The sequence below is a fragment of the Allosaccharopolyspora coralli genome (assembly GCF_009664835.1).
GTDB lineage: Bacteria > Actinomycetota > Actinomycetes > Mycobacteriales > Pseudonocardiaceae > Allosaccharopolyspora > Allosaccharopolyspora coralli.
The window spans coordinates 1547296-1569377 of the sequence record NZ_CP045929.1; the positions used below are offsets into that span (position 1 = coordinate 1547296).

The 22082-nt window shown below is 66.5% G+C and carries 11 protein-coding genes and 3 rRNA genes; 10 read left to right on the forward strand and 4 right to left on the reverse strand.

Features of this window, described 5'->3' with window-relative positions; translation table 11 throughout:
- Nucleotides 1-36: 36 nt before the first annotated feature.
- The 9 genes from GIY23_RS07410 (at nt 37) to GIY23_RS07450 (ending at nt 16654) form a co-directional block, all read left to right on the forward strand.
- Nucleotides 37-3843, forward strand: a complete 3807-nt coding sequence (locus GIY23_RS07410) for an FkbM family methyltransferase (protein ID WP_228717594.1) — start codon at nt 37-39, stop codon at nt 3841-3843.
- Between the two features lie 492 nt (nt 3844-4335).
- Nucleotides 4336-5871 (forward strand): 16S ribosomal RNA (locus GIY23_RS07415).
- A gap of 305 nt (nt 5872-6176) precedes the next feature.
- Nucleotides 6177-9271, forward strand: a 23S ribosomal RNA gene (locus tag GIY23_RS07420).
- A gap of 181 nt (nt 9272-9452) precedes the next feature.
- Nucleotides 9453-9570 (forward strand): 5S ribosomal RNA (rrf, locus tag GIY23_RS07425).
- Together the 16S, 23S and 5S rRNA genes form the textbook arrangement of a ribosomal RNA operon.
- 147 nt (nt 9571-9717) lie before the next feature.
- Nucleotides 9718-10572: a GNAT family N-acetyltransferase gene (locus GIY23_RS07430; protein WP_187352060.1), complete on the forward strand. Its 855-nt coding sequence runs from the start codon at nt 9718-9720 to the stop codon at nt 10570-10572.
- A 10-nt stretch (nt 10573-10582) separates the two neighbouring features.
- Nucleotides 10583-11335, forward strand: coding sequence for a type 1 glutamine amidotransferase (locus tag GIY23_RS07435; protein WP_154075974.1), 753 nt, complete (start codon nt 10583-10585; stop codon nt 11333-11335).
- A gap of 66 nt (nt 11336-11401) precedes the next feature.
- A complete protein-coding gene (locus tag GIY23_RS07440; RefSeq protein ID WP_154075975.1) occupies nt 11402-14461 on the forward strand; it encodes a bifunctional [glutamine synthetase] adenylyltransferase/[glutamine synthetase]-adenylyl-L-tyrosine phosphorylase in 3060 nt (1019 codons plus the stop codon).
- 58 nt (nt 14462-14519) lie between these two features.
- A complete protein-coding gene (locus GIY23_RS07445) occupies nt 14520-15455 on the forward strand; it encodes an NADP-dependent oxidoreductase (protein ID WP_154075976.1) in 936 nt (311 codons plus the stop codon).
- A gap of 461 nt (nt 15456-15916) precedes the next feature.
- A complete protein-coding gene (locus GIY23_RS07450) occupies nt 15917-16654 on the forward strand; it encodes an aminoglycoside N(3)-acetyltransferase (protein WP_228717595.1) in 738 nt (245 codons plus the stop codon).
- Nucleotides 16655-16861: 207 nt separating this feature from the next.
- Here GIY23_RS07450 and glnA read toward each other — a convergent pair whose 3' ends face one another.
- Nucleotides 16862-18286: a type I glutamate--ammonia ligase gene (gene glnA, locus GIY23_RS07455; protein ID WP_154075977.1), complete on the reverse strand. Its 1425-nt coding sequence runs from the start codon at nt 18284-18286 to the stop codon at nt 16862-16864.
- A 222-nt stretch (nt 18287-18508) separates the two neighbouring features.
- Here glnA and GIY23_RS22975 point away from each other — a divergent pair, with 222 nt between their 5' ends.
- A complete protein-coding gene (locus GIY23_RS22975; RefSeq protein WP_228717699.1) occupies nt 18509-19006 on the forward strand; it encodes an RDD family protein in 498 nt (165 codons plus the stop codon).
- Between the two features lie 143 nt (nt 19007-19149).
- On the opposite strand, the gene GIY23_RS07465 is transcribed toward GIY23_RS22975, so the two are convergent.
- The 3 genes from GIY23_RS07465 to GIY23_RS07475 form a co-directional block, all read right to left on the reverse strand.
- The gene (locus GIY23_RS07465) at nt 19150-19878 is read right to left on the reverse strand and encodes a DUF4191 domain-containing protein (RefSeq protein ID WP_154075978.1); all 729 of its coding nucleotides are present in this window, start codon (nt 19876-19878) and stop codon (nt 19150-19152) included.
- Between the two features lie 139 nt (nt 19879-20017).
- A complete protein-coding gene (gene lipA, locus GIY23_RS07470) occupies nt 20018-21019 on the reverse strand; it encodes a lipoyl synthase (protein ID WP_154075979.1) in 1002 nt (333 codons plus the stop codon).
- A 111-nt stretch (nt 21020-21130) separates the two neighbouring features.
- Complete coding sequence (locus GIY23_RS07475) at nt 21131-22066, reverse strand: oxidoreductase (protein ID WP_154075980.1); 936 nt, start codon at nt 22064-22066, stop codon at nt 21131-21133.
- Nucleotides 22067-22082: the final 16 nt, after the last annotated feature.

Consider the following 22082-nt stretch of genomic DNA (forward strand, 5'->3'; position numbering starts at 1 on the left):
TTCACCCGGAACCGGCCGGGAGATAGGTTCGGCCTCGTGACTGATCCACAGGCGCATTCCGAGGGCCAGGATTTCCGAGACGAGCAGGACGTCGTGGAGACCCTCGACGATCCGGCACCGCCAGCCCCGCACGGTGAGTCGTTCGGGTCGGACACGCAGCACGAACCGTTCTGGCCGGTCGACGTGCCGGAGTCGGTCCCGGCCGGCCCGGAGCTCGTGGCGTGCACGGTGGCCGGTTCGACGCAACTGCCTGCGACCGAAGTCCTGCGCCGTTCGTTCCAGCGGCAGCACCCGTCGGCCCGTTTCGTGGTGCTGGTGACCGACCCGATGCTCGCTGCGGACGCACCCCCGGGCCTGTCGGTGCTCACGCCGGGCGAGATCGGCGTCGACACCGTGGAGTTGGCGCGGCTGGCGATGGCGTGCACTTCGACGCAACTGGCGGCCGTACTGCGGCCTCGGCTGCTGCGTCACCTTCTCGGTCAGGGAACCGTGGTGGTGCACCTCGGTACGTCCGTCGAGGTCTTCGGCCCGCTCGACGCGGTCGTCTCCGCTGCCACCTCCGAGCGGCCGCTGGCGCTGGTACCCCGGGTGCTGCGGCCGTTGCCTTCGGACGGCTTGCGGCCCGCGCCCGGCGATCTCGCGGCTGAAGGGACGTTCGAACCCGACCTGTTCGCGGTGGGCCCCGGGGCGGAAGGTTTCCTCGACGTGTGGGCCGAGCAGGTCTGTCTCGCGCCCGGTGTCGCCGCCACTTTCCTCGACGGCGCACCCGCGCTCGTCGACCACCAGGTCGTGCGCGACCCCGGCATGTCACTGTCGGTGTGGAACGCCGCTCACCGTGAGCTGCACACCGTGGCCTCCGGTGCGCAGGACGCGGTCTCGATGGACCAGTACCTCGTGGACGGTCAGCCGCTGCGGACCGTGCACTTCACCGGGTTCCAGCCGCAGCGGCCGTGGTTGCTCTCGGCGGACTTCGCCGATCGTCCCCGGCTGCTGCTCTCCGAGAATCCGCATCTGGCCCGCCTGTGCGCGACCTATCGCAACGCGCTCATCGAGGCGGGCGACACCGGTCGGATCGCCGACCGGTACGAGTCGCTGCCGGACGGCCCGACCATCCCGGCACCGCTGCGTGCCGCCTACGCGAAGGCCTGGGCCGACACCGAACGGTCGGGCGAACCGTGCCCGCCGAGTCCGTTCGAACCGGGCTCCGATGCACGCGCGACCTTCCTGCGGTGGGCGTCGGAAGCGCCGGACGCACGGCACCGGCAAGCCGGCCTCTCCCGGTGGACCGCTGCCGTGTGGGAGTCCGATCCCGTCCTGCGGCGCGATTTCCCGGACCCGCTCGGTGGCGACGCGGCCTCTTTCCGGGATTGGTGTGCCGACGTCGGTGTCGGAAGCGGGCGGGTCCCGCCGGAGTCCGTCGGAACGGCGACGGACACCACGACCGCACTCGTGGACCAGCTCGGCGTGGCCGTGTTGGGCGCCGGCAGGATCGCCGAGCTCGTGCGCAGCGCCGTCGGGACCTCGGGCTTGCCGACGGCCGACGCACCGCACTACCCGGTCGTCGTCCGCTGCGATCCGACCGTGCCCGTGCCCGCCGGGCGCTATCTCATCGACGTGCGCACCGACGCCATGCCCTCGCCCGAGGCCGCCGAGACATGGGTCCTGTCGCAGGCCAGCCGGACGGCGGCCCGAGCGCACGGTGACTCGACCGTCCGCGTCGTCCCGCTGCCCGTCGCCGATCACGGCCCGGTCGGTCTGGCCTCACGCAAAGGGATCCGTGCCGGCCTGGAGATGGACGACCAGTTCGTCGTCGCGACCTTCGTCGACCACACCGACGAGCGTCGCGGCAACGTGCTCGCGGCCGTCAACGCGTTCCTCGCGGCTTTTCCCGAGCGCGAGGACGTGCGCCTGGTCGTCGCGGTGTCGGGCGCGGCGCGGGCGTCCGAGGCAGCCGAGCGGCTTCGGCTGGCTACCGTCACCGATCCGCGTATCCACCTCGTCGACGACCGTGCCGACACCACGAACCCCTCTCGTTCGGCTCTGCTCGCAGCGGACTGCGTGCTGTCGTTGCACCGCGCCGACGACGGCGGTGACGGGGACGCGTTGACGCTCGCGACCGTCGCGTCCCGAGGCATCCCGGTGATCGCCGCGGAGCACGGTGCCGCCGCGGAACTGCTCGGACCGCAGGGTGCGACGTTGATCGCCTGCCGTTCGGGCAGCGAGCCGGACGTCGGAACGGCGGCGGTCACGCTCACCGCACTCGCCGGAGACGTGGCCGCATTGGCCGAAGCCGGTCGAGCGGCCCGGGACCACCTGCTCACCGAGCACACCGCCGCGCGCGCCGGGCAGCGGCTGCGCGAACGCGTCGAGAGCGCTTACCGAACTTGGCGCAACAAGTGGGCGAAGGACCGGGCCGGCCATGCCGACGACCCGTTGCACCCGCTGCTGGTGGCACGGCATGCGCTGCACCGGCCGCCGGACGTCGGCGCGGGCGGGCGCAATGCGATGGCGCCCGCGATGCGCAAAGCAGTGTTCCGTGTACTCGGTCACTATGACCAGCACTTGCGGGAGATCCTGCGATCGTTGCTCGACGGGGTCGAACAGACCTCCACCGAGTTGTTGCGCAGACAGTCGGCGCTCGACGGTGGTGACCTCGACGTCGACGGCCTCCGGCGGGATCTCGCTCGTGTAGAGCAACGGCTCGACCAGCTCGACGCACGGCACGCCGACGCCGACGACGGGCTCGTCCGGACTCGCGCCGATGTGGCCGAGCAGGACCGGCGGTTGCGGGAACTCGAGAGCTCGGGAGCGGGAGCCGATCCCCGGGTGGACGCGTTGACGGAGCGAATCGACCGGTTGACCAGTGCGGTCGAGCGCACACTCGATCGTGTCGATGCCGTCGAGCGCAGGCAGTCCGACGACGAGCGGGCTCGCGAGCATCAGTCCGAAGCGGGCGTGCGGGCCGCGTCGCAGGACGCGAACCACGCGCTCCAGCGCACCGACGTACTGCAACGCATCCTGCTGCGCGAGCACGAGCGAACGACCGGGGGTTCCGACGGGACGAGCACGCCGGTGCTCTGCGACGCGGGACTGCTCCGGTTGCCCTCGCAGGACTCGATGATGCTGCCCTGGTTGTCGTCGCATTCGACGTGGGACGCGGAGGTCTCGACCCTCATCGACTCACTGTTGGAACCCGATGGCGTGTTCCTCGACGTGGGGTCTTACGTGGGTTACCAATCCGTGCGCGTGCTCAGCAGGCTCGGCACGAGCGGAGCGGTGGTCGCCGTCGAGCCGTGCCCGGAAAGCCGCGCACTGCTGAACCACAACGTCGAAATGAACGTGCCTGCCGCGGTCGCGGAGCGGTTGGTCGTCCTGGACGCCGCTGCCTGGGACGGGCCGGGTGAACTGCTCGCCGAGTCCTCGCTCGCCGGTGGCGTCGACGCTCGGTCGCCGGACGATGACCACTCCGGTGAGGCGGTTCCGGTGCGGGCGGTCCGCCTGGACAAGGAGTGGGACCGGCTGGACGCGGTCACGGGCCTGTCGTTGTCGGTGGTGCACGTGGACGTCGGAGGCCGGGTCCACCGGGTGCTCGGTGGGCTCGTTCGCTTGCTCCGTAAGGAGAAGCCCTCAATCGTGTGTACGTTCACCCCGTCAGCCGTGTACGCGCTCGGGGACGATCCGGCGGCGGCGCTGCGTGAGTTCGGAACGTGGGGCTACGACCTGGTTCCGGTCGGCCGGAGCAACCCGGTGGGTGCGGACGAGCTGTTGGCGGCGATGGACTCGGCCGGCTCCACGAGCGTGAAGCTATGGCTGCGACCGAAGGGACGACCCGAGGACCAGTAGTCGATCTCGACCTGAGAGAGATGATCGTGTCAAGGGGCTGAGCAGGCGATTTGACATGCACGGAGCGTGTGCGTAGCTTCGTTTCTACCGCTTGGAGCAACTCCGGGGCGCGCGGCTTGCAGCTGCGAAGCGAACCGGGTAACATGGAGCGGTCGCCCAAAACCAGCCTTCACGGTGTGAGTCGTGTGGTGCAGTGAGGGGCGCGTTGACAACTCGACATGCAGGGTCCGATCGACCGGCGAGACGCGGGGGTGACCCCCCGGGAAACACCGTCTGAAGGGCCTGCTAACGTGGAGTCAACACAGAAAACGAAATGACGCACCGATTTCAAGGTCTCTTCGGAGGCGGCGAAACGTTGCGTGTGTTCTTTGAGATCTCAACAGTGTGCCGATGTTTTGTGGTTGGTGGTTTGGCTGCCTGGCCTGCGTTGTGTGGGTTGGGTGGTTTTGTTTTTGTGCCAACTGTTTTTGTTGGTCAGGTTTTGAATGATCCTTGTTGGAGAGTTTGATCCTGGCTCAGGACGAACGCTGGCGGCGTGCTTAACACATGCAAGTCGAACGCTGAAGCCCTTTCGGGGGTGGATGAGTGGCGAACGGGTGAGTAACACGTGGGTAATCTGCCCTGTACTTCGGGATAAGCCTTGGAAACGGGGTCTAATACCGGATAGGACCTGTCCTCGCATGGGGGTGGGTGGAAAGTTCCGGCGGTATGGGATGAGCCCGCGGCCTATCAGCTTGTTGGTGGGGTAGTGGCCTACCAAGGCGACGACGGGTAGCCGGCCTGAGAGGGTGACCGGTCACACTGGGACTGAGACACGGCCCAGACTCCTACGGGAGGCAGCAGTGGGGAATCTTGCGCAATGGGCGAAAGCCTGACGCAGCAACGCCGCGTGGGGGATGACGGCCTTCGGGTTGTAAACCTCTTTCGACATCGACGAAGGGGCCCTGTTGTGGGGTTTTGACGGTAGGTGTAGAAGAAGCACCGGCTAACTACGTGCCAGCAGCCGCGGTAATACGTAGGGTGCGAGCGTTGTCCGGATTTATTGGGCGTAAAGAGCTCGTAGGCGGTTTGTCGCGTCGGCCGTGAAAACCTGCCGCTTAACGGTGGGCGTGCGGTCGATACGGGCAGACTTGAGTTCGGTAGGGGAGACTGGAATTCCTGGTGTAGCGGTGAAATGCGCAGATATCAGGAGGAACACCGGTGGCGAAGGCGGGTCTCTGGGCCGATACTGACGCTGAGGAGCGAAAGCGTGGGGAGCGAACAGGATTAGATACCCTGGTAGTCCACGCCGTAAACGTTGGGCGCTAGGTGTGGGGACTGTTTCCACGGTTTCCGTGCCGTAGCTAACGCATTAAGCGCCCCGCCTGGGGAGTACGGCCGCAAGGCTAAAACTCAAAGGAATTGACGGGGGCCCGCACAAGCGGCGGAGCATGTGGATTAATTCGATGCAACGCGAAGAACCTTACCTGGGTTTGACATGCACCAGATTGCCGTGGAGACATGGTTTCCCTTGTGGTTGGTGTACAGGTGGTGCATGGCTGTCGTCAGCTCGTGTCGTGAGATGTTGGGTTAAGTCCCGCAACGAGCGCAACCCTTATCCCGTGTTGCCAGCACATGATGGTGGGGACTCGCGGGAGACTGCCGGGGTCAACTCGGAGGAAGGTGGGGATGACGTCAAGTCATCATGCCCCTTATGTCCAGGGCTTCACACATGCTACAATGGCCGGTACAATGGGTGGCGATACTGTGAGGTGGAGCGAATCCCATAAAGCTGGTCTCAGTTCGGATCGGGGTCTGCAACTCGACCTCGTGAAGTCGGAGTCGCTAGTAATCGCAGATCAGCAGTGCTGCGGTGAATACGTTCCCGGGCCTTGTACACACCGCCCGTCACGTCACGAAAGTCGGTAACACCCGAAGCTCATGGCCCAACCGGTTGTCCGGGGGGAGTGGTCGAAGGTGGGACCGGCGATTGGGACGAAGTCGTAACAAGGTAGCCGTACCGGAAGGTGCGGCTGGATCACCTCCTTTCTAAGGAGCAAACATCGTGTCCATGTCTGGTGTGGTTGCGTGCGTGTTGCGTGTGTGGCTGTGCTGGGTGTGGGGTGTGCCTGCTGTGCATGGGCGGATGTTCCGTGTGGTGGGTGTGCTCGAAGAGTTGTGGAAACGCTAATCACTGGTCGGCTGGTTCTGCTCGTGTTGTGGGTGGGGTTGGTCGTGATGTCGGTGCACTGTTGGGTTTTGAGGGAACACACGGGTGTGTGTTGTCTGGTTGTTGTTTGAGAACTGTATAGTGGATGCGAGCATCTTGTTTTTGTCTTGTGTTTCTGGTTTGTGTGTAAGTTGTATTGGGCACACGGTGGATGCCTAGGTACCAGGGGCCGATGAAGGACGTGGGAGGCTGCGATATGCCTCGGGGAGTTGTCAACCGAGCTGTGATCCGAGGATGTCCGAATGGGGAAACCCAGCCCGAGTGATGTCGGGTTACCTGCATCTGAATGTATAGGGTGTGGGGGGTATACGCGGGGAAGTGAAACATCTTAGTACCCGTAGGAAGAGAAAACAATTGTGATTCCGTGAGTAGTGGCGAGCGAAAGCGGAGGTTGGCTAAACCGTGCATGTGGGAGACCCGGCAGGGGTTGCGTGTGCGGGGTTGTGGGGCGTTGTTGGAGGGGTCTGCCGGCCCTTCAGCGTGGCTGCGTGGGTTAGTTGAACAGGTTGGGATGCCTGGCCGGAGTGGGTGAGAGTCCCGTAGGCGAAAATCTGCGTGGTGTGTGTGATGGCGTGCCCGAGTAGCAGTGTTTCCGTGGAGGGCGCTGTGAATCTGGCGGGACCACCCGTTAAGCCTGAATACTGCCTGGTGACCGATAGTGGAGAGTACCGTGAGGGAATGGTGAAAAGTACCCCGGGAGGGGAGTGAAAGAGTTCCTGAAACCGTGTGCCTGCAATCCGTCAGAGCTGTGGCTGCCCCTGTTGGGGTGGTGGTGATGGCGTGCCTTTTGAAGAATGAGCCTGCGAGTTGCTGCTGCGTGGCGAGGTTAACCCGGGTGGGGTAGCCGGAGCGAAAGCGAGTCTGAAGAGGGCGTTGGAGTCGCGTGGTGCAGACCCGAAGCGGAGTGATCTACCCATGGCCAGGGTGAAGCGCGGGTAAGACCGTGTGGAGGCCCGAACCCACCAGGGTTGAAAACCTGGGGGATGAGCTGTGGGTAGGGGTGAAAGGCCAATCAAACTTCGTGATAGCTGGTTCTCCCCGAAATGCATTTAGGTGCAGCGTTGCGTGGTGCCCGGGTGGGGTAGAGCACTGGTTGGTTGATGGGCCTTTACGGGTTACTGACGTCAGCCAAACTCCGAATACGCCTGTGGTGGAGCGTGGCAGTGAGACGGCGGGGGAAAAGCTTCGTCGTCGAGAGGGAAACAGCCCAGAACACCGGCTAAGGCCCCGAAGTGTGTGCTTAGTGGGAAAGGATGTGGGATCGCAGAGACAACCAGGAGGTTGGCTTAGAAGCAGCCATCCTTGAAAGAGTGCGTAATAGCTCACTGGTCAAGTGGTCCTGCGCCGACAATGTAGCGGGGCTGAAGTACACCGCCGAAGCCGTGTCGCTCACACTGTGTGTGGGTGGGTAGGGGAGCGTCCTGTATCCGGTGAAGCATCTCTGTGAGGGGGTGTGGAGGGTGTGGGAGTGAGAATGCAGGCATGAGTAGCGAGAGCAGAGTGAGAATCTCTGCCGCCGGATGACCAAGGGTTCCTGGGGCAGGTTCGTCCGCCCAGGGTGAGTCGGGGCCTAAGGCGAGGCCGACAGGCGTAGTCGATGGAGAACGGGTTGATATTCCCGTACCCGTGTGCACGCGCCCATGGCGAGTCCCGTGAGACTAACCACCCGCTGCTGACGGGGGTCTTCGGATCCTGGTTGGTGGTGCGTGGGACCTGAGTGGGTAGTAGTCAAGTGATGGGGTGACGCAGGAGGGTAGCCCTGCCGGTGAGTGGTAGTACCGGTGTAAGCCTGTAGCCCGTTGTCCAGGGAAATCCGGGCAGCGTGTGGGTGAGAGGTGAGGCGTAGCCGTGGTGGTGAAGTGGGTGATCCCGTGCTGTCGAGAAAAGCCTCTAGCGATGTGTGTGCACGGCCCGTACCCGAAACCGACACAGGTGGTCAGGTAGAGAATACCGAGGCGGTCGGGTGAACTGTGGTTAAGGAACTCGGCAAAATGCCCCCGTAACTTCGGGAGAAGGGGGGCCATGTCTGGTGATCCACCGTGCGTGGGGAGCTGGGTGTGGCCGCAGAGACCAGGGAGAAGCGACTGTTTACTAAAAACACAGGTCCGTGCGAAGTCGTAAGACGAGGTATACGGACTGACGCCTGCCCGGTGCTGGAACGTTAAGAGGACCCGTTAACCATCTTTGGGTGGTGAAGCGGAGAATTTAAGCGCCAGTAAACGGCGGTGGTAACTATAACCATCCTAAGGTAGCGAAATTCCTTGTCGGGTAAGTTCCGACCTGCACGAATGGCGTAACGACTTCTCCGCTGTCTCGACCACAGGCCCGGTGAAATTGCAATACGAGTAAAGATGCTCGTTTCGCGCGGCAGGACGGAAAGACCCCGGGACCTTTACTATAGCTTGGTATTGGTGTTTGGTTCGGCTTGTGTAGGATAGGTGGGAGACTGTGAAGCGTTCACGCTAGTGGGTGTGGAGTCGTTGTTGAAATACCACTCTGGTCGTTCCGGGCATCTCAACCTCGGGCCCTGATCGGGTTCAGGGACAGTGCCTGGTGGGTAGTTTAACTGGGGCGGTTGCCTCCTAAAGGGTAACGGAGGCGCCCAAAGGTTCCCTCAGCCTGGTTGGCAATCAGGTGTTGAGTGTAAGTGTATAAGGGAGCTTGACTGTGAGACTGACGGGTCGAGCAGGTGCGAAAGCAGGGACTAGTGATCCGGCACTGGCTGGTGGAAGCGGTGTCGCTCAACGGATAAAAGGTACCCCGGGGATAACAGGCTGATCTTCCCCAAGAGTCCATATCGACGGGATGGTTTGGCACCTCGATGTCGGCTCGTCGCATCCTGGGGCTGGAGTTGGTCCCAAGGGTTGGGCTGTTCGCCCATTAAAGCGGCACGCGAGCTGGGTTTAGAACGTCGTGAGACAGTTCGGTCCCTATCCGCCGCGCGCGTAGGAGACTTGCGGAAGGCTGTCCCTAGTACGAGAGGACCGGGACGGACGGACCTCTGGTGTGCCAGTTGTCCCGCCAGGGGCACGGCTGGTTGGCTACGTTCGGAAGGGATAACCGCTGAAAGCATCTAAGCGGGAAGCCCGTTCCCAGATGAGGTCTCCCACCCCGTTGTGGGTTAAGGCCCCCACCAGATCAGTGGGTTGATAGGCCCGACATGGACACCCAGTAATGGGCGGAGTGGACGGGTACTAATAGGCCGAGGACTTACCACAACCACACCACAAACACACGCGACAACCACGCGATCTTGCATCCACTATACGGTATCTGAAACAACAACCACCCCCACCACACACACGTGTGGAACCGGGGGCTCGGCACAGTTGAATACGCACAACACATCAAGACTTCCACCCCCCACCCGTGTGGGGTTGCCGGGGGTGGTGTTGAGTGTGTCGGTGGCGATAGCGGAGCGGGAAACGCCCGGACCCATCCCGAACCCGGAAGCTAAGCCCTCCAGCGCCGATGGTACTGCACCCGACAGGGTGTGGGAGAGTAGGACACCGCCGACATTCCACCCAAAGAAGGCAGTGCGGGGCAGCCCACCAAGGCAGCCCCGCACTGCCCTTTTTTATGCACAACCAGCTTCGCTCGTTCGGCTGAGGTGTAGACGAAAAATGAGTAGGGGAACTTTTCGTACTCGATTATCGTCGGCGAGCATGAAGGCGTCCTTTCACCGTTCGCTCGCGGAGTTCTGGCAGCGCGCCCGCGGGCTCTACGAGGCGGACCCGGTCACGCACACGAACGCGGTATGGATCGCGGCGTCGGCGGAGGTCTACCGCGACTCCGTTCCGATGTTGTGCACGCTGGCCACCGATGGGGGAGAGCTTGGTGCGGCGTATCTGCGGACGCCGCCGCATCCGGGCCTGGTGAGTGCTCTGCGGCCCGAGTGGACGCCGGTAGCGGTCGAGGCCCTCCTGGAACGGGATCCGCAGCTGCCGGGGGTGCAAGGGCCGGTGGAGGAGGCAGAGGCTTTCGCGGAGGCATGGACGGCACGCACAGGGACCGAGGCCGTGACGCACATGGAGCAGTCGCTGTATCGGCTGGGCGACCTCCGCGTGCCCGGGCCGCCCCGCGGGGTGGCCGAGAACGCACACGACGGCGATCTCGCGTGGTTGGCACAAGCGCACCGGGAGTTCGCCGTCGAGGCGGGCGGTACGTATCAGGTCGAAGAACCGGACGTGGTCGCGATGCGTGCGGTCCTCGACGCCGGCCAACGAGGCGTGTTGTGGAAGGTGGACGGCGAGCCGGTCGCGTGCGCCTTCTGGACACGCCCGGTGGTCGGGATGAGCCGGATCCTGCGCGTGTACACCGAACCTGCGCATCGCGGTCGTGGGTACGGCTCGGCGGTGACGGCGGCAGCGTCACGGCGCGCACGGGCAGCGGGAGCGAACGAAGTCGTGCTGTTCACCGACCGTGCGAACCCCGTTTCGAACTCGATCTACCGCCGTCTCGGCTATGTGCCCGTCAGCCGGATGGTGATGCTGGACTTTGTCGCCGCGCCGGGAACGTAGGCTCGGGGGTATGGACACCGCGCGCATCCTGGTCGTGACCCCGTCGGACGAGGCTCCGCCTGCCCGTGTCGCGGAGTGGCTGACGGAGGCTGGAGCCGAGGTCGATGTCGTCGCGCCCGCCCGCGAGGGGCTTCCCGCCGACATGGAGCGCTATTCGGCGCTGGTGGTCATGGGCGGGGCGATGGGTGCACTCGACGACGTCGAACACCCGTGGCTGGCCGGTGTCCGCGGGTTGCTCAGCGATGCGGTCCGCAACCGCACTCCCACGCTCGGCGTGTGTCTCGGTGGGCAACTGTTGGCCGCGGCCACGGGCGGCCAGGTTCGTCCCGGCCGCAAGGGTCCGGAGGTCGGCACGTTGCTCGTGGCGAAACGTGACGCGGCGACGGAAGACGTGCTCCTGGGCGATCTTCCGATGACGCCGGACGTGCTGCAGTTCCACGGTGACGAGATCGCGTCGTTGCCGCCGTCCGCGCAGCTGCTGGCATCATCGCCGACGTACGACAACCAGGCGTTCCGGGTCGGTGACTACGCGTGGGGCTTGCAGTTCCACATCGAGACCGACACGGAGCTCGTCCTGGCATGGGCAGGGGAGCACCCGGACTTGGCGGAGACGGCGCGTGCCGGCCAGCTGGAGCGGGAATGGCTCGATGCGTTCCACGACGACATGGCACAGACGTGGCGGCCGATCGTCGAGCGGTTCGCCCGGTTGGCGGCACAGCCGCCCGAGCAGCGTCCGACGAGCCGGTTCCTGCCGATGGCGTGAGCCGCACCGCCGGGCGCACGGGTGGTCGCTTCTGCGACGGCTGAGGCTCCCGCTACGGTCGGATGCATGGCCCACAGCAGTGCGCGCTCCGGATCGACGCCGTCTCCCGCGCGGTACGGCTTCAGTGATGCGGAGCGGGCCCGGTCGCAGCTGATCGCGGCGGGCTGGTGGTCCGAGTCCGGCCCGGTCCCGGCGTTCGCCGAGGTGGTCGCCGCGCTGTCCCGCGCGGCCGATCCGGATCTGGCGTTGCTGGCGGTGGACCGCTTCCGGGAGTCGGTGGGGGAGTGGGACGCGGTCAGTGCTGAGCTCGCGTCCGACCCGGGCCTGCGGGGCAGGCTGCTCGCCGTGTGGGGCGTGTCGAGCGCGTTCGCCGACCATCTGGTCGCTCATCCGGAGGATTGGCAGCGTCTCCGGTCGTCGCGTGCGCGCGGCCCCTCGAGCGTGGAGGAGTACACGGCGGCGCTGTTGTCGGCTGTGGGCGCTGAGGGCGGCACAGGGGAGCCCGGCACTTCCGACGGACCGGTCGCCGCATTGCACGGTACGGAAGCGACGAGTGCGTTGCGCGCCGAATACCGTGGCCTGGTCCTGGAGATCGCGGGCGCTGATCTCGGGGCGGTGGTCGAATCCTCGCTGGACGCGCCGTCGTACGAGCGCGTGGCCGCGGCACTGTCGGACGTGGCGGTGGCGGCGTTGCGGGCGGCACTGGCCGTGGCGGTGCGTGAGGTCGGACAGGAGATGGCCGCGGCACGGTGGTCGGTGATCGCGATGGGCAAGTGCGGAGGGCGGGAACTCAACTACGTCAGCGATGTCGACGTCGTGTTCGTGGCGGATTCCGAGGCCGACGTCGCGCCCGCGACGCGGCTCGCCAGCACCGTGATGCAGGTGGCGGGCAAGGCGTTCTTCGAGGTTGACGCGGCGCTGCGACCGGAAGGCAAGTCGGGGGCCCTGGTGCGCACGCTCGATGGACACCTGGCGTACTACCGCCGGTGGGCGCGCACGTGGGAGTTCCAGGCGCTGTTGAAAGCCCGTGCGGTGGCAGGGGATCCCGAGCTGGGGCAACGGTACGAGGACGCGGTGCAACCGCTGGTGTGGACGGCGGCCGAACGGAAGGACTTCGTCCCCGACGTTCGGTCGATGCGCAGGCGGGTGGAGGACCACGTGCCCGCGGAGCTGGCCGAGCGGGAGTTGAAACTCGGGCGCGGTGGCTTGCGCGACGTCGAGTTCGCGGTGCAACTGCTGCAGATGGTGCACGGCCGCAGTGAAGAGTCGGTGCGCTCCCAGTCCACTTTGGATGCTCTGTTGTCGCTGGGGGACAACGGCTACGTCGGTCGCAACGACGCCGCCGACCTGGTCGAGTCGTACCGGTTCCTGCGCGCTGTCGAGCACCGGTTGCAGCTGCGGAAATTGCTGCGCACGCACTTGTTTCCGGCTGAAGGGGACAACGAGACACTGCACTCGCTGGCACGGTCGCTGGGCTTGCGTTCCCGGGGCAAGCAGAGCGCGGGCGACGTGCTGCTCGCCGAGTTCCGCAGGCACGGCAACCGAGTGCGCCGCCTGCACGAGAAGTTGTTCTACCGGCCGCTGCTGGAGGCCGTGTCGAAGGTTCCGACCGCTGCGATGCGGCTCACCACCGGAGCGGCGGCCGACCGGCTCAGCGCGCTCGGCTACACCTCGCCGGAGGGAGCTCTGCGCCACATCGAGGCGTTGACCTCGGGAATGTCGCGGCGTGCCGCGATCCAGGGCGCGCTGCTTCCCGTGTTGCTGGATCTGTTCGCCGAGACGCCCGACCCGGACGGTGGTCTGCTCGCATACCGGAAGGTCTCGGAGGCGCTGGCCGAGACCCCGTGGTACTTGAGGCTGCTCCGCGACGAAGGGGTGGTCGTCGAGCGGCTCGCGACCTTGCTGGGCACGTCGAAGCTCGTCCCGGAGATGCTGGTGCGTGCTCCGGAGGTGTTGCGGTTGCTGGCCGACTCGCCCGCACTCGCCGAGCGTGACCCTGACGAGGTCGCGACCTCGCTGCGCAGCGCGGTCTCGAGGCATCCGGATCCGGAACGGGCCGTGGCGACGGCTCGGTCGCTTCGGCGCTACGAGATGCTGCGGGTGGGCTGTGGGGATCTGCTCGGGCTCATCGAGCCCCACCGGGTGTTTCGCGCGTTGTCGACGGTGTGGGTCGCGGTGCTGGAGGCCGCGTTGGAGGCTTCGGCCCGCGACGTCGCGAAACGTCCTGAGTGGATGAACGACGCGGGTGTTCCGGCGCGCATCGCGGTGATCGGCATGGGCAGGCTCGGCGGCGCCGAGCTGGGTTACGGTTCGGACGCGGACGTGTTGTTCGTGTGTGAACCCGCGGACGGGGTGGAGGAGTCGACCGCGGTGCGGTTCGCCACGGCGGTCGTCGAGCAGGTCCGGAGACTGTTGGGGGCGCCCAGCCAGGACCCTCCGCTGGAAGTCGACATCGGACTCCGGCCGGAAGGCAAGCAGGGTGCGCTCGTGCGCACGCTCGAGTCCTGCGTGAGCTATTACGAGCGTTGGGCCGATGTCTGGGAGGCGCAGGCGTTGCTGCGTGCGCGTCCGGTGGCGGGCGACGGTGAGCTCGGGCGCCGGTTCTGCGCGGCGATCGACCGGTTCCGCTATCCCGCCGATGGTCTGGACGAGGCGAAGGTGCGGGAGATCCGCCGGATCAAGGCGCGCGTGGATTCGGAGCGGTTGCCACGCGGTGCCGATCCGGCGACACACACGAAGCTCGGGCGTGGCGGACTCGCCGACGTGGAGTGGACGTTGCAGCTGCTGCAGCTGCAGCACGCGCACGCGCACGAATCGCTCCGTGTGACCTCCACTGTGGAGGGTTTGCGGGCGGCGTCCGAGGTCGGTGTGCTGGACGCCGACGACACCGACGAACTCGTCGAGGCGTGGACGCTCGCGATGCGCAGCCGTAACGCCGTGATGCTGGTACGCGGGAAGGCGGGTGACCAGCTACCCAAGCAGGCGCGGGAACTCGCCGCGGTGGCCGCCGCTCTCGGATATCCGGCGGGCGTGGACACCGGCGAGGTGATGGACGACTATCTGCGTGTGACGCGCCGGGCCCGCACGGTCGTGGAGCGAGTGTTCTACGGCGAAGCCACGGACTGACCCGGACGAGTGGGGCGGGCGGGGAATAGCGCTGCGTCGTCCGCCCGTTGCGCGGAGTATGAAGGCTGTTGCGCTCACCGAGTACGGTGCCTCCGACGTGTTGTCGTTGCAAGAACTTCCCGACCCGCTGGTCGGCCCGGACCGCGTCCTCGTCGACGTGCGCGCCGCCGGCGTGAACCCGGTGGATTACAAGATCCGGGGAGGCTATCTGCGCGGAGCGTTTCCGCACCACACGCCGTTGATTCCGGGTTGGGACGTCTCCGGGGTGGTCACGGCTGTCGGACCGGCGGTGACCCGCTTCGAGGTCGGAGACGAGGTCGTCGGGTACGTGCGCGAGGACCATGTGCAGAACGGGACTTATGCCGAGAGGGTGAGCGCGCCGGAGCGGACGTTGGCGCCGAAGCCCTCGTCGCTGAGTTTCGAGCAGGGGTCGGCGCTGCCGCTCGCCGGGTTGACCGCACTGCAGCTGCTACGTGCCGTCGGGGTCGGTGACGGTGACACGGTGCTGGTGCACGCCGCGGCAGGCGGCGTCGGACATTTCGCCGTCCAGATCGCGCAGAAGCTCGGGGCATCGAAGGTCATCGGCACGGCTTCCGAACGCAACCACGAGTTTCTGGGCGAGCTGGGTGCCGAACCGGTCACCTACGGCGACGGGCTGCGTGGACGCGTCGGAGCGTTGGTCGGGGGTGACGGCAAGGTCGACGCTGCAGTCGACTTCATCGGCGGTCAGGCACTGACGGAATCCCCGGGCCTGGTCCGTGATCCGGCCCGACACGGGTCTGTGGTGGATGCCGCCACGGTGCTCGACCAGGGCGGCCGGTACGTCTTCGTCCGTCCCGACTTCGATGACCTCACGTGGCTCGGCGAGCTCGTGGACTCCGGCGCACTGCGCGTCGAGGTCGCCCGCACGTTCCCGCTCGCCGAGGCGGCCGAGGCGCAGCGACTCCTCGAAGAAGGCCACGTCCGAGGCAAGATCGCCCTCACCACCCGGTGAGGACGCGTGGGCCAGGCGCGATCGAGTTGTCTACAGAGGCGGTGGGGCTGCGTGAAGCGACTCGACGAGCAGACTGAACGTGATATGCGGGCCGATGCTCGCGCACTGGAGAACGAAGCCGCGAGGACCGGTCCTTGCCCGTCCGGCACGCTCGTCACGCGCCCGAATCAGCCGGGTGGCACTTCCAGCCCACACGAGTGAGCCGATCCCGGACTGAATGTTGTCGCGCAGGAGTGCCGTCCGTGGCTGCTTGAGCGGTTCGATCATCCACGGCGGCCTGACCGAACGATCCGGATTCTGCGGTCCGAGGCACGACCGTTCGATCACCTATGTCGGTGATCGTTGCTGCAATGCTCCGAAGGTCGAGACTACCGAGGGAGCAACCCATGAGTGACGCCGGTGGCGGGCTCGTGTACGACGACTTGATCGAGGGGTGGCGGCGCACCGGAGTGCGACCGGGAATGGTCTTGATGGTGCACTCGTCGCTGTCGAGCCTGGGGCATGTCCGTGGCGGAGCTGCGACGGTGGTGCGGAGTTTGCGCGGAGCGGTCGGGCCTGCTGGCACGGTTGTCGTCCCTACGTTGACGCCACACGTTGCCGACCCCGCTCCTGAATGTGTCGGCGTACCGTCCGCGACGGTACAGGCGCAGAGAGCCAGTGTGCCGCTGTTTCAGCAGGACACTCCCAGTAGCACTGGTGCGATCGCGGAAGCTGTCCGGCTGCTTGCCTGTGCTGAGCGCAGCGGTCATCCGCAGGCGTCCGTCGCCGCGGTGGGTGCGCACGCGGCCGAGATCACGCGCGAGCAGAGCTTGGCATACGCGATCGGACGCGATTCGCCCTTCGGGAAGATGCACGAGCTTGGGGCTCACGTCCTGCTGATGGGTGTTGGGCACAATCGCAACACCTTCTTGCATTACGTGGAATCGCTGCTCCCACGGCCCCGGTTGAAGGTGCGGCGCTTCCCGTGGTCGGCGGGGGACGAACGCGTGTGGGTCGAGACGGAGGACGTTGCCGACGACAACGACACGCATTTCCCGGTCCTCGGGGAAGAGTTCGAGCGATGGGACGGAGTGCAGCCCGTGCGGGTGGGGAACGCGCTGTGCCGTGTGGTGTCGGCGCAGGCACTGGTCCGGTTCGCCACGGCGCGACTCGATGAGCTGCTGTGCGGAAGCGGCACGGTCAGAGGGCGCGCGGGTTGATCTGCGTGGGTAGTTCCACGGCGGAACCGCCCCAGGAATGGCGCGAACGGCACTTTCGCCTCGCGAGACGAGGCGAAAGTGCCGTTCGCATCACGCTGGCAGCGAACCGGAGAGATCGTCCACCACGATGCGCACCACACACCTCCACTCGTGCGAAGCGGCCGCCCCCGGATCGGGAGCGGCCGCCGCGTCGAGCCGATACGTCGATCACACGTCGAAGTACAGCGCGAACTCGTGCGGGTGCGGACGCAGCCGGATCGGGTCGATCTCGTCCGTCCGCTTGAGCTGGATCCACTCCTGGATGAGGTCCTCGGTGAACACCCCGCCCTCGAGCAGGTAGTCGTGGTCCTCCTCCAGGCGGTCGATGACCTCCGCCAGGCTGGACGGCACCTGCGCGACGCCGGTGGCCTCCTCCGGAGGCAGCTCGTAGAGGTCCTTGTCGATCGGTTCCGGCGGCTCGATCTTGTTCTTCACGCCGTCCAGGCCCGCCATGAGCATCGCGGCGAACGCCAGGTACGGGTTGCCCGACGGGTCGGGGCAGCGGAACTCGACGCGCTTGGCCTTCGGGTTGGTGCCGGTGATCGGGATCCGCATGCACGCGGAGCGGTTGCGCTGCGAGTACACCAGGTTCACCGGTGCCTCGAAGCCCGGAACCAGGCGGTGGTACGAGTTGACTGTCGGGTTGGTGAACGCGAGCAGGCTCGGCGCGTGGTGCAGGATGCCGCCGATGTAGTGGCGAGCCATGTCCGAGAGGTTGGCGTAGCCCGCCTCGTCGTGGAACAGCGGCTCGCCGTCGTTCCACAGCGACATGTGGGTGTGCATCCCCGAACCGTTGTCGCCGAACAGCGGTTTCGGCATGAAGGTCGCGGTCTTGCCGTTCTCCCACGCGGTGTTCTTCACGATGTACTTGAACAGCTGCAGGTCGTCCGCGGCGTGCAGCATCGTGTTGAACTTGTAGTTGATCTCGGCCTGGCCGCCCGTGCCGACCTCGTGGTGGGCGCGCTCCACGGTGAACCCGGACTCCTGCATCTGCACGGCCATCTTGTCGCGCAGGTCGGCGAAGTGGTCGTAGGGCGAGACCGGGAAGTACCCGCCCTTCATGCGGGTCTTGTAGCCGAGGTTTCCGCCTTCTTCCTCGCGGCCGGTGTTCCACCAGCCCTCGACCGAGTCGACCTCGGCGAACGACTTGTTCGGGCCCTCGTCGAAACGCACCGAGTCGAACACGTAGAACTCGGCCTCGGAGCCGAAGAGCGCCTTGTCCGCGATGCCCGACTCCGAGAGGTACTGCTCGGCCTTGCGGGCGATGTTGCGGGGGTCGCGGCTGTAGGGCTCCAGCGTGAACGGGTCGTGCACGAAGAAGTTGAGGATCAACGTCTTCTCCGCGCGGTACGGGTCGACGCGCGCCGTGTACGGGTCCGGCAGCAGCAGCATGTCCGACTCGTGGATCGACTGGAACCCGCGGACCGACGAGCCGTCGAACGCGAGCCCCTCGGTGAAGGTGTCGTGGTCGAAAGCCGACGCAGGCACCGTGAAGTGCTGCATGACGCCCGGCAGGTCGCAGAAGCGGACGTCAACGAACCGCACGTCTTCCTCGGCGATGAAGTTCAGGACCTCGTCTGGATTTGTGAACACCCTCGATGGCTCCTTCGTGGTCGGGGACGACTCGCGGCGTCGGTGCCGGTCGATCCTGTGCCCGGGACGTTCCCGGGAAGCGCTCGATGTCGTTCACCCTAGGTGAGCGGTGTTGCCCGGTCGTCACCCCGATGTTTCGTTGGCGTTAACGGATCCGAGCCGTGCGACCGGGCGAGTGCGCCGGTCGCACCGTCGCGCCGTACCCTGGAAGCCGTGGGAAGAATGACCGGTTCCCGGCGGTCCGGGGCGGGTGCGCGGCGCCACGGCGATGCCGACGGCGCCCAGCACGGCGACGGCGCTGGTGCCCGATACAACGATGCCACTGGCGAGCCGCGCTGGCGAGGGGAACGCCTCGGCCTGCCCGAGAGCGGGCCGGGAGCGGCCGCGCCCACAGGACGGCGAATGGTCGGCTTCCTGCTCGACATCACGATGTCCGCGCTGGTCGCAGCACTGGTCACCATGCCGGAGTATCCGGGGCACTGGAGCCTGCTGGCGTGGGCGTTGCTGTCCGTGGTGCCGGTGAGCCTGTTCGGCGTCACCCCGGGCATGGCGCTCATGGGGATCTGGGTGGCACGGATCGACGGCTCGTCGATGGTGGGTCTGTGGCGGGCCGCCGTGCGCTGCGCGCTGACGCTGCTGCTCATCCCGGCCATGGTGTGGAACGTCGACGGCCGCGCGTGGCACGACCGCCTTACCGGCACTCTGGTGCTGCGTCGCTGAGCGACCAGCTGTGAACGTGGGTAGGTGGTCCAGTACCGCCGCACGCACTCCGAACGCCTGAGCCCCTCAGCGTGCCCGTGCTGAACACGGTGACCATGCCCCGACGCATCAGGGCAAGATCAAAGGCAGGCACTCCGACCGGGTCATCGACCGCGCCGCATCGTCCGCTGCATGTTCCGCATCTTCGCGCCCTGCGGCATCGGCCCCTTCGGCATGGCGTTGCCGCGGGAGGCGAGTGCGGTGAGCCGGTTCTCGATCGAGTCGATCTGCGCGACGCTGATGTTGCGCGGCAGCTTCGACAGGTGCGTCTGCAGCTTGCGCAGCGGAACCTCGTTCTCGTCGTTTCCGACCACGACCTCGTAGATCGGCGTCTCGCCGACGACTCGGGAGACGCGCTTCTTCTCCTGCGACATGAGGTTGCGGAGCCGGTGCGGGGTGCCTTCGCCGACGAGGACGATGCCGGGCCGCCCGATGAGCCGGTGCACCGCGTCGAGCTGCGCCGTGCCGGCGACGGCCTGAGTAAGCCGCCACTTACCGCGAAGGTTGTCGAGCGCCCACCCGGCCGCCCCTGGCTGCCCTTCCGCCTTGCGGTAGACGGTGCGTTGCACCCGGCGGCCGAAGATGATCACCGCGCCGAGCAGGCCGAATGCGATGCCGACCGGCAGGAACATCCAGTGCATGTTCCAGATCAGGCCGAGCAGAAACGCCACCGCGGTGACGCCCAGCAGCACCCCGACCATGATCGGGATGAGCAGCTTGTCCTCCTTGCGCTGCATCTGGAACGCCTGGAAAAGCTGCTGGCGGCGTGCCTTGGACGCCTGCCGTTTCTGCTTGCGCGCCTCTTTTTTGGCGGCTTTGTCTTGCGAGGCCATGACTCCCAGAATACGGCTGCCGGTCCCGTTGCCACAGTCGCGGGTCGATGGCGCGGTTCCGGGCCTCGTGAGCTCGACGAACCGCCGGACACGCCGGTGGCCCGGCCGCACGCTGCGGCCCGGGCCACCGAGGGTGCAGTCAGCGCGAGAGCAGGCTGCTGGCCTCCTGCGCGGCGGGCTGCGCCTGCGCGAGGTGCTGCAGGTTCTCCGGCAGCGGCATACCGCGGTGCTGCGTCGCCTTCGCGTACAACCGGCCCGCGCGGTAGCTCGAGCGGACCAACGGGCCGGCCATGACACCGGGGAATCCGATCTCCTCGGCGGCCTTCGTGTGCTCGACGAACTCCTCGGGCTTGACCCAGCGGTCCACGGGGTGGTGCCGGGGGCTCGGGCGCAGGTACTGGGTGATGGTGATGATGTCGCAGCCGGCGTCGTGCAGGTCCTGCAACGCCTCGGTCACCTCGTGCGGCTCCTCGCCCATGCCGAGGATGAGGTTCGACTTGGTCACCAGCCCGTCCTCGCGGGCCTTCGTGATGACCTCCAGCGACCGGTCGTAGCGGAACGCCGGGCGGATCCGCTTGAAGATCCGCGGCACCGTCTCGACGTTGTGCGCGAGCACCTCGGGCCGCGAGCCGAAGACCTCGGCGAGCTGGTCCGGCTCGGCGTTGAAGTCCGGGATGAGCAGCTCCACACCGGTGCCCGGGTTGAGCGCGTGGATCCGGCGCACCGTCTCGGCGTAGAGCCAGGCGCCGCCGTCGTCGAGGTCGTCGCGGGCCACGCCGGTCACCGTCGAGTAGCGCAGACCCATCGCCTGGACCGACTCGGCCACCTTGCGCGGCTCGGTGTCGTCGAACTCGGCGGGTTTGCCGGTGTCGATCTGGCAGAAGTCACAGCGCCGGGTGCACTGGTCACCGCCGATGAGGAAGGTCGCCTCGCGGTCCTCCCAGCATTCGAAGATGTTCGGGCAGCCCGCTTCCTCGCAGACGGTGTTGAGCCCTTCGCGTTTCACCAGGCTTTTGAGCTCCTGGTACTCCGGGCCCATCCGGGCGCGGGTCTTGATCCACGACGGCTTCTTCTCGATCGGCGTCTGGCTGTTGCGCACTTCCAGACGCAACAGTTTCCGCCCCTCCGGTGCCACAGTCACGTCCGTCAGGCTACGCCCTCCGGGCGGTGTGGATCGACACCGCGTCGTTCTCACTCACCGCGAACATGCAGGTCGTGAGCAGGGTCACGCCGACGAGGTGTCCCTGCGGGCTCAGGCAGGGTCGGGATCGATTCCGGTGAGGTCGGCCGTGACCGACCACAACGCACGGCCGGTGCGTTCGTCCGACGCGGCCCGCAGCTTCTTCGCCAGTGCGGGCCAGCCCCGCAGCTCACGGAAACCGTTCGGCCCGTAGTACTCGCCGCCGCGCACACCCGGTGCCGTAGCGGCGTAGAGCTGCGGGAGGACGCCCCGCTCGACGGGCTGGGTGACGACCTTGTTGCCCAGCCGGGTCAGCTTGTCCACCACGGACGATGTCGTGCGCATTCGGATCGAGTTCCCCGGCAGTTCGGTCTCGCTCATCCCCGGATGGGCGGCGACGCTGACCAGGTCGAGCCCGGCCGCCTGGACGCGCCGGTCGAGCTCGACGGCGAACATGAGGTTGGCCAGTTTCGACTGGGTGTAGCCCTTGGCGGGAGTGTAGGAGCGGCTGCCGAAGTTGAGGTCGGCGACGTCGAGGTTGCCGCCGAGGTGAGCGATGCTGGACAGCGTCACCACCCGTGCACCCGGCCGGGAGCGCAGCGCGGGCATCAGTAGCCACGTCAGACCCGCGTGCCCGAGGTGATTGGTGCCGACCTGCAGTTCGAAGCCGTCGGCGGTCGTGCGGTGCGGAACCGCCATGATTCCGGCGTTGTTCATCACCACGTCGAGGGTGTCGCCGGTCAGTTCGCGCACCGACTCGGCCGCTTTGCGCACCGAAGCCAGGTCGGCGAGGTCCAACGTCACCAGTTCGGGGTCCGTCGACGACACCGCGCGTACTCGGTCGACCGCTGCGCGCCCACGTTCCGGGTCACGGCAGGCCATGAGCACCCGGGCGCCCCTGCTCGCCAGTAGTTCCGCGCTGCGCAGGCCGAGCCCCGAGTTCGCTCCGGTGACAAGGACGGTGCGGCCCGTCTGGTCGGGGATGTCGGCCTCGGTCCACTTCGTCATGTCGTTCTCGCTACCG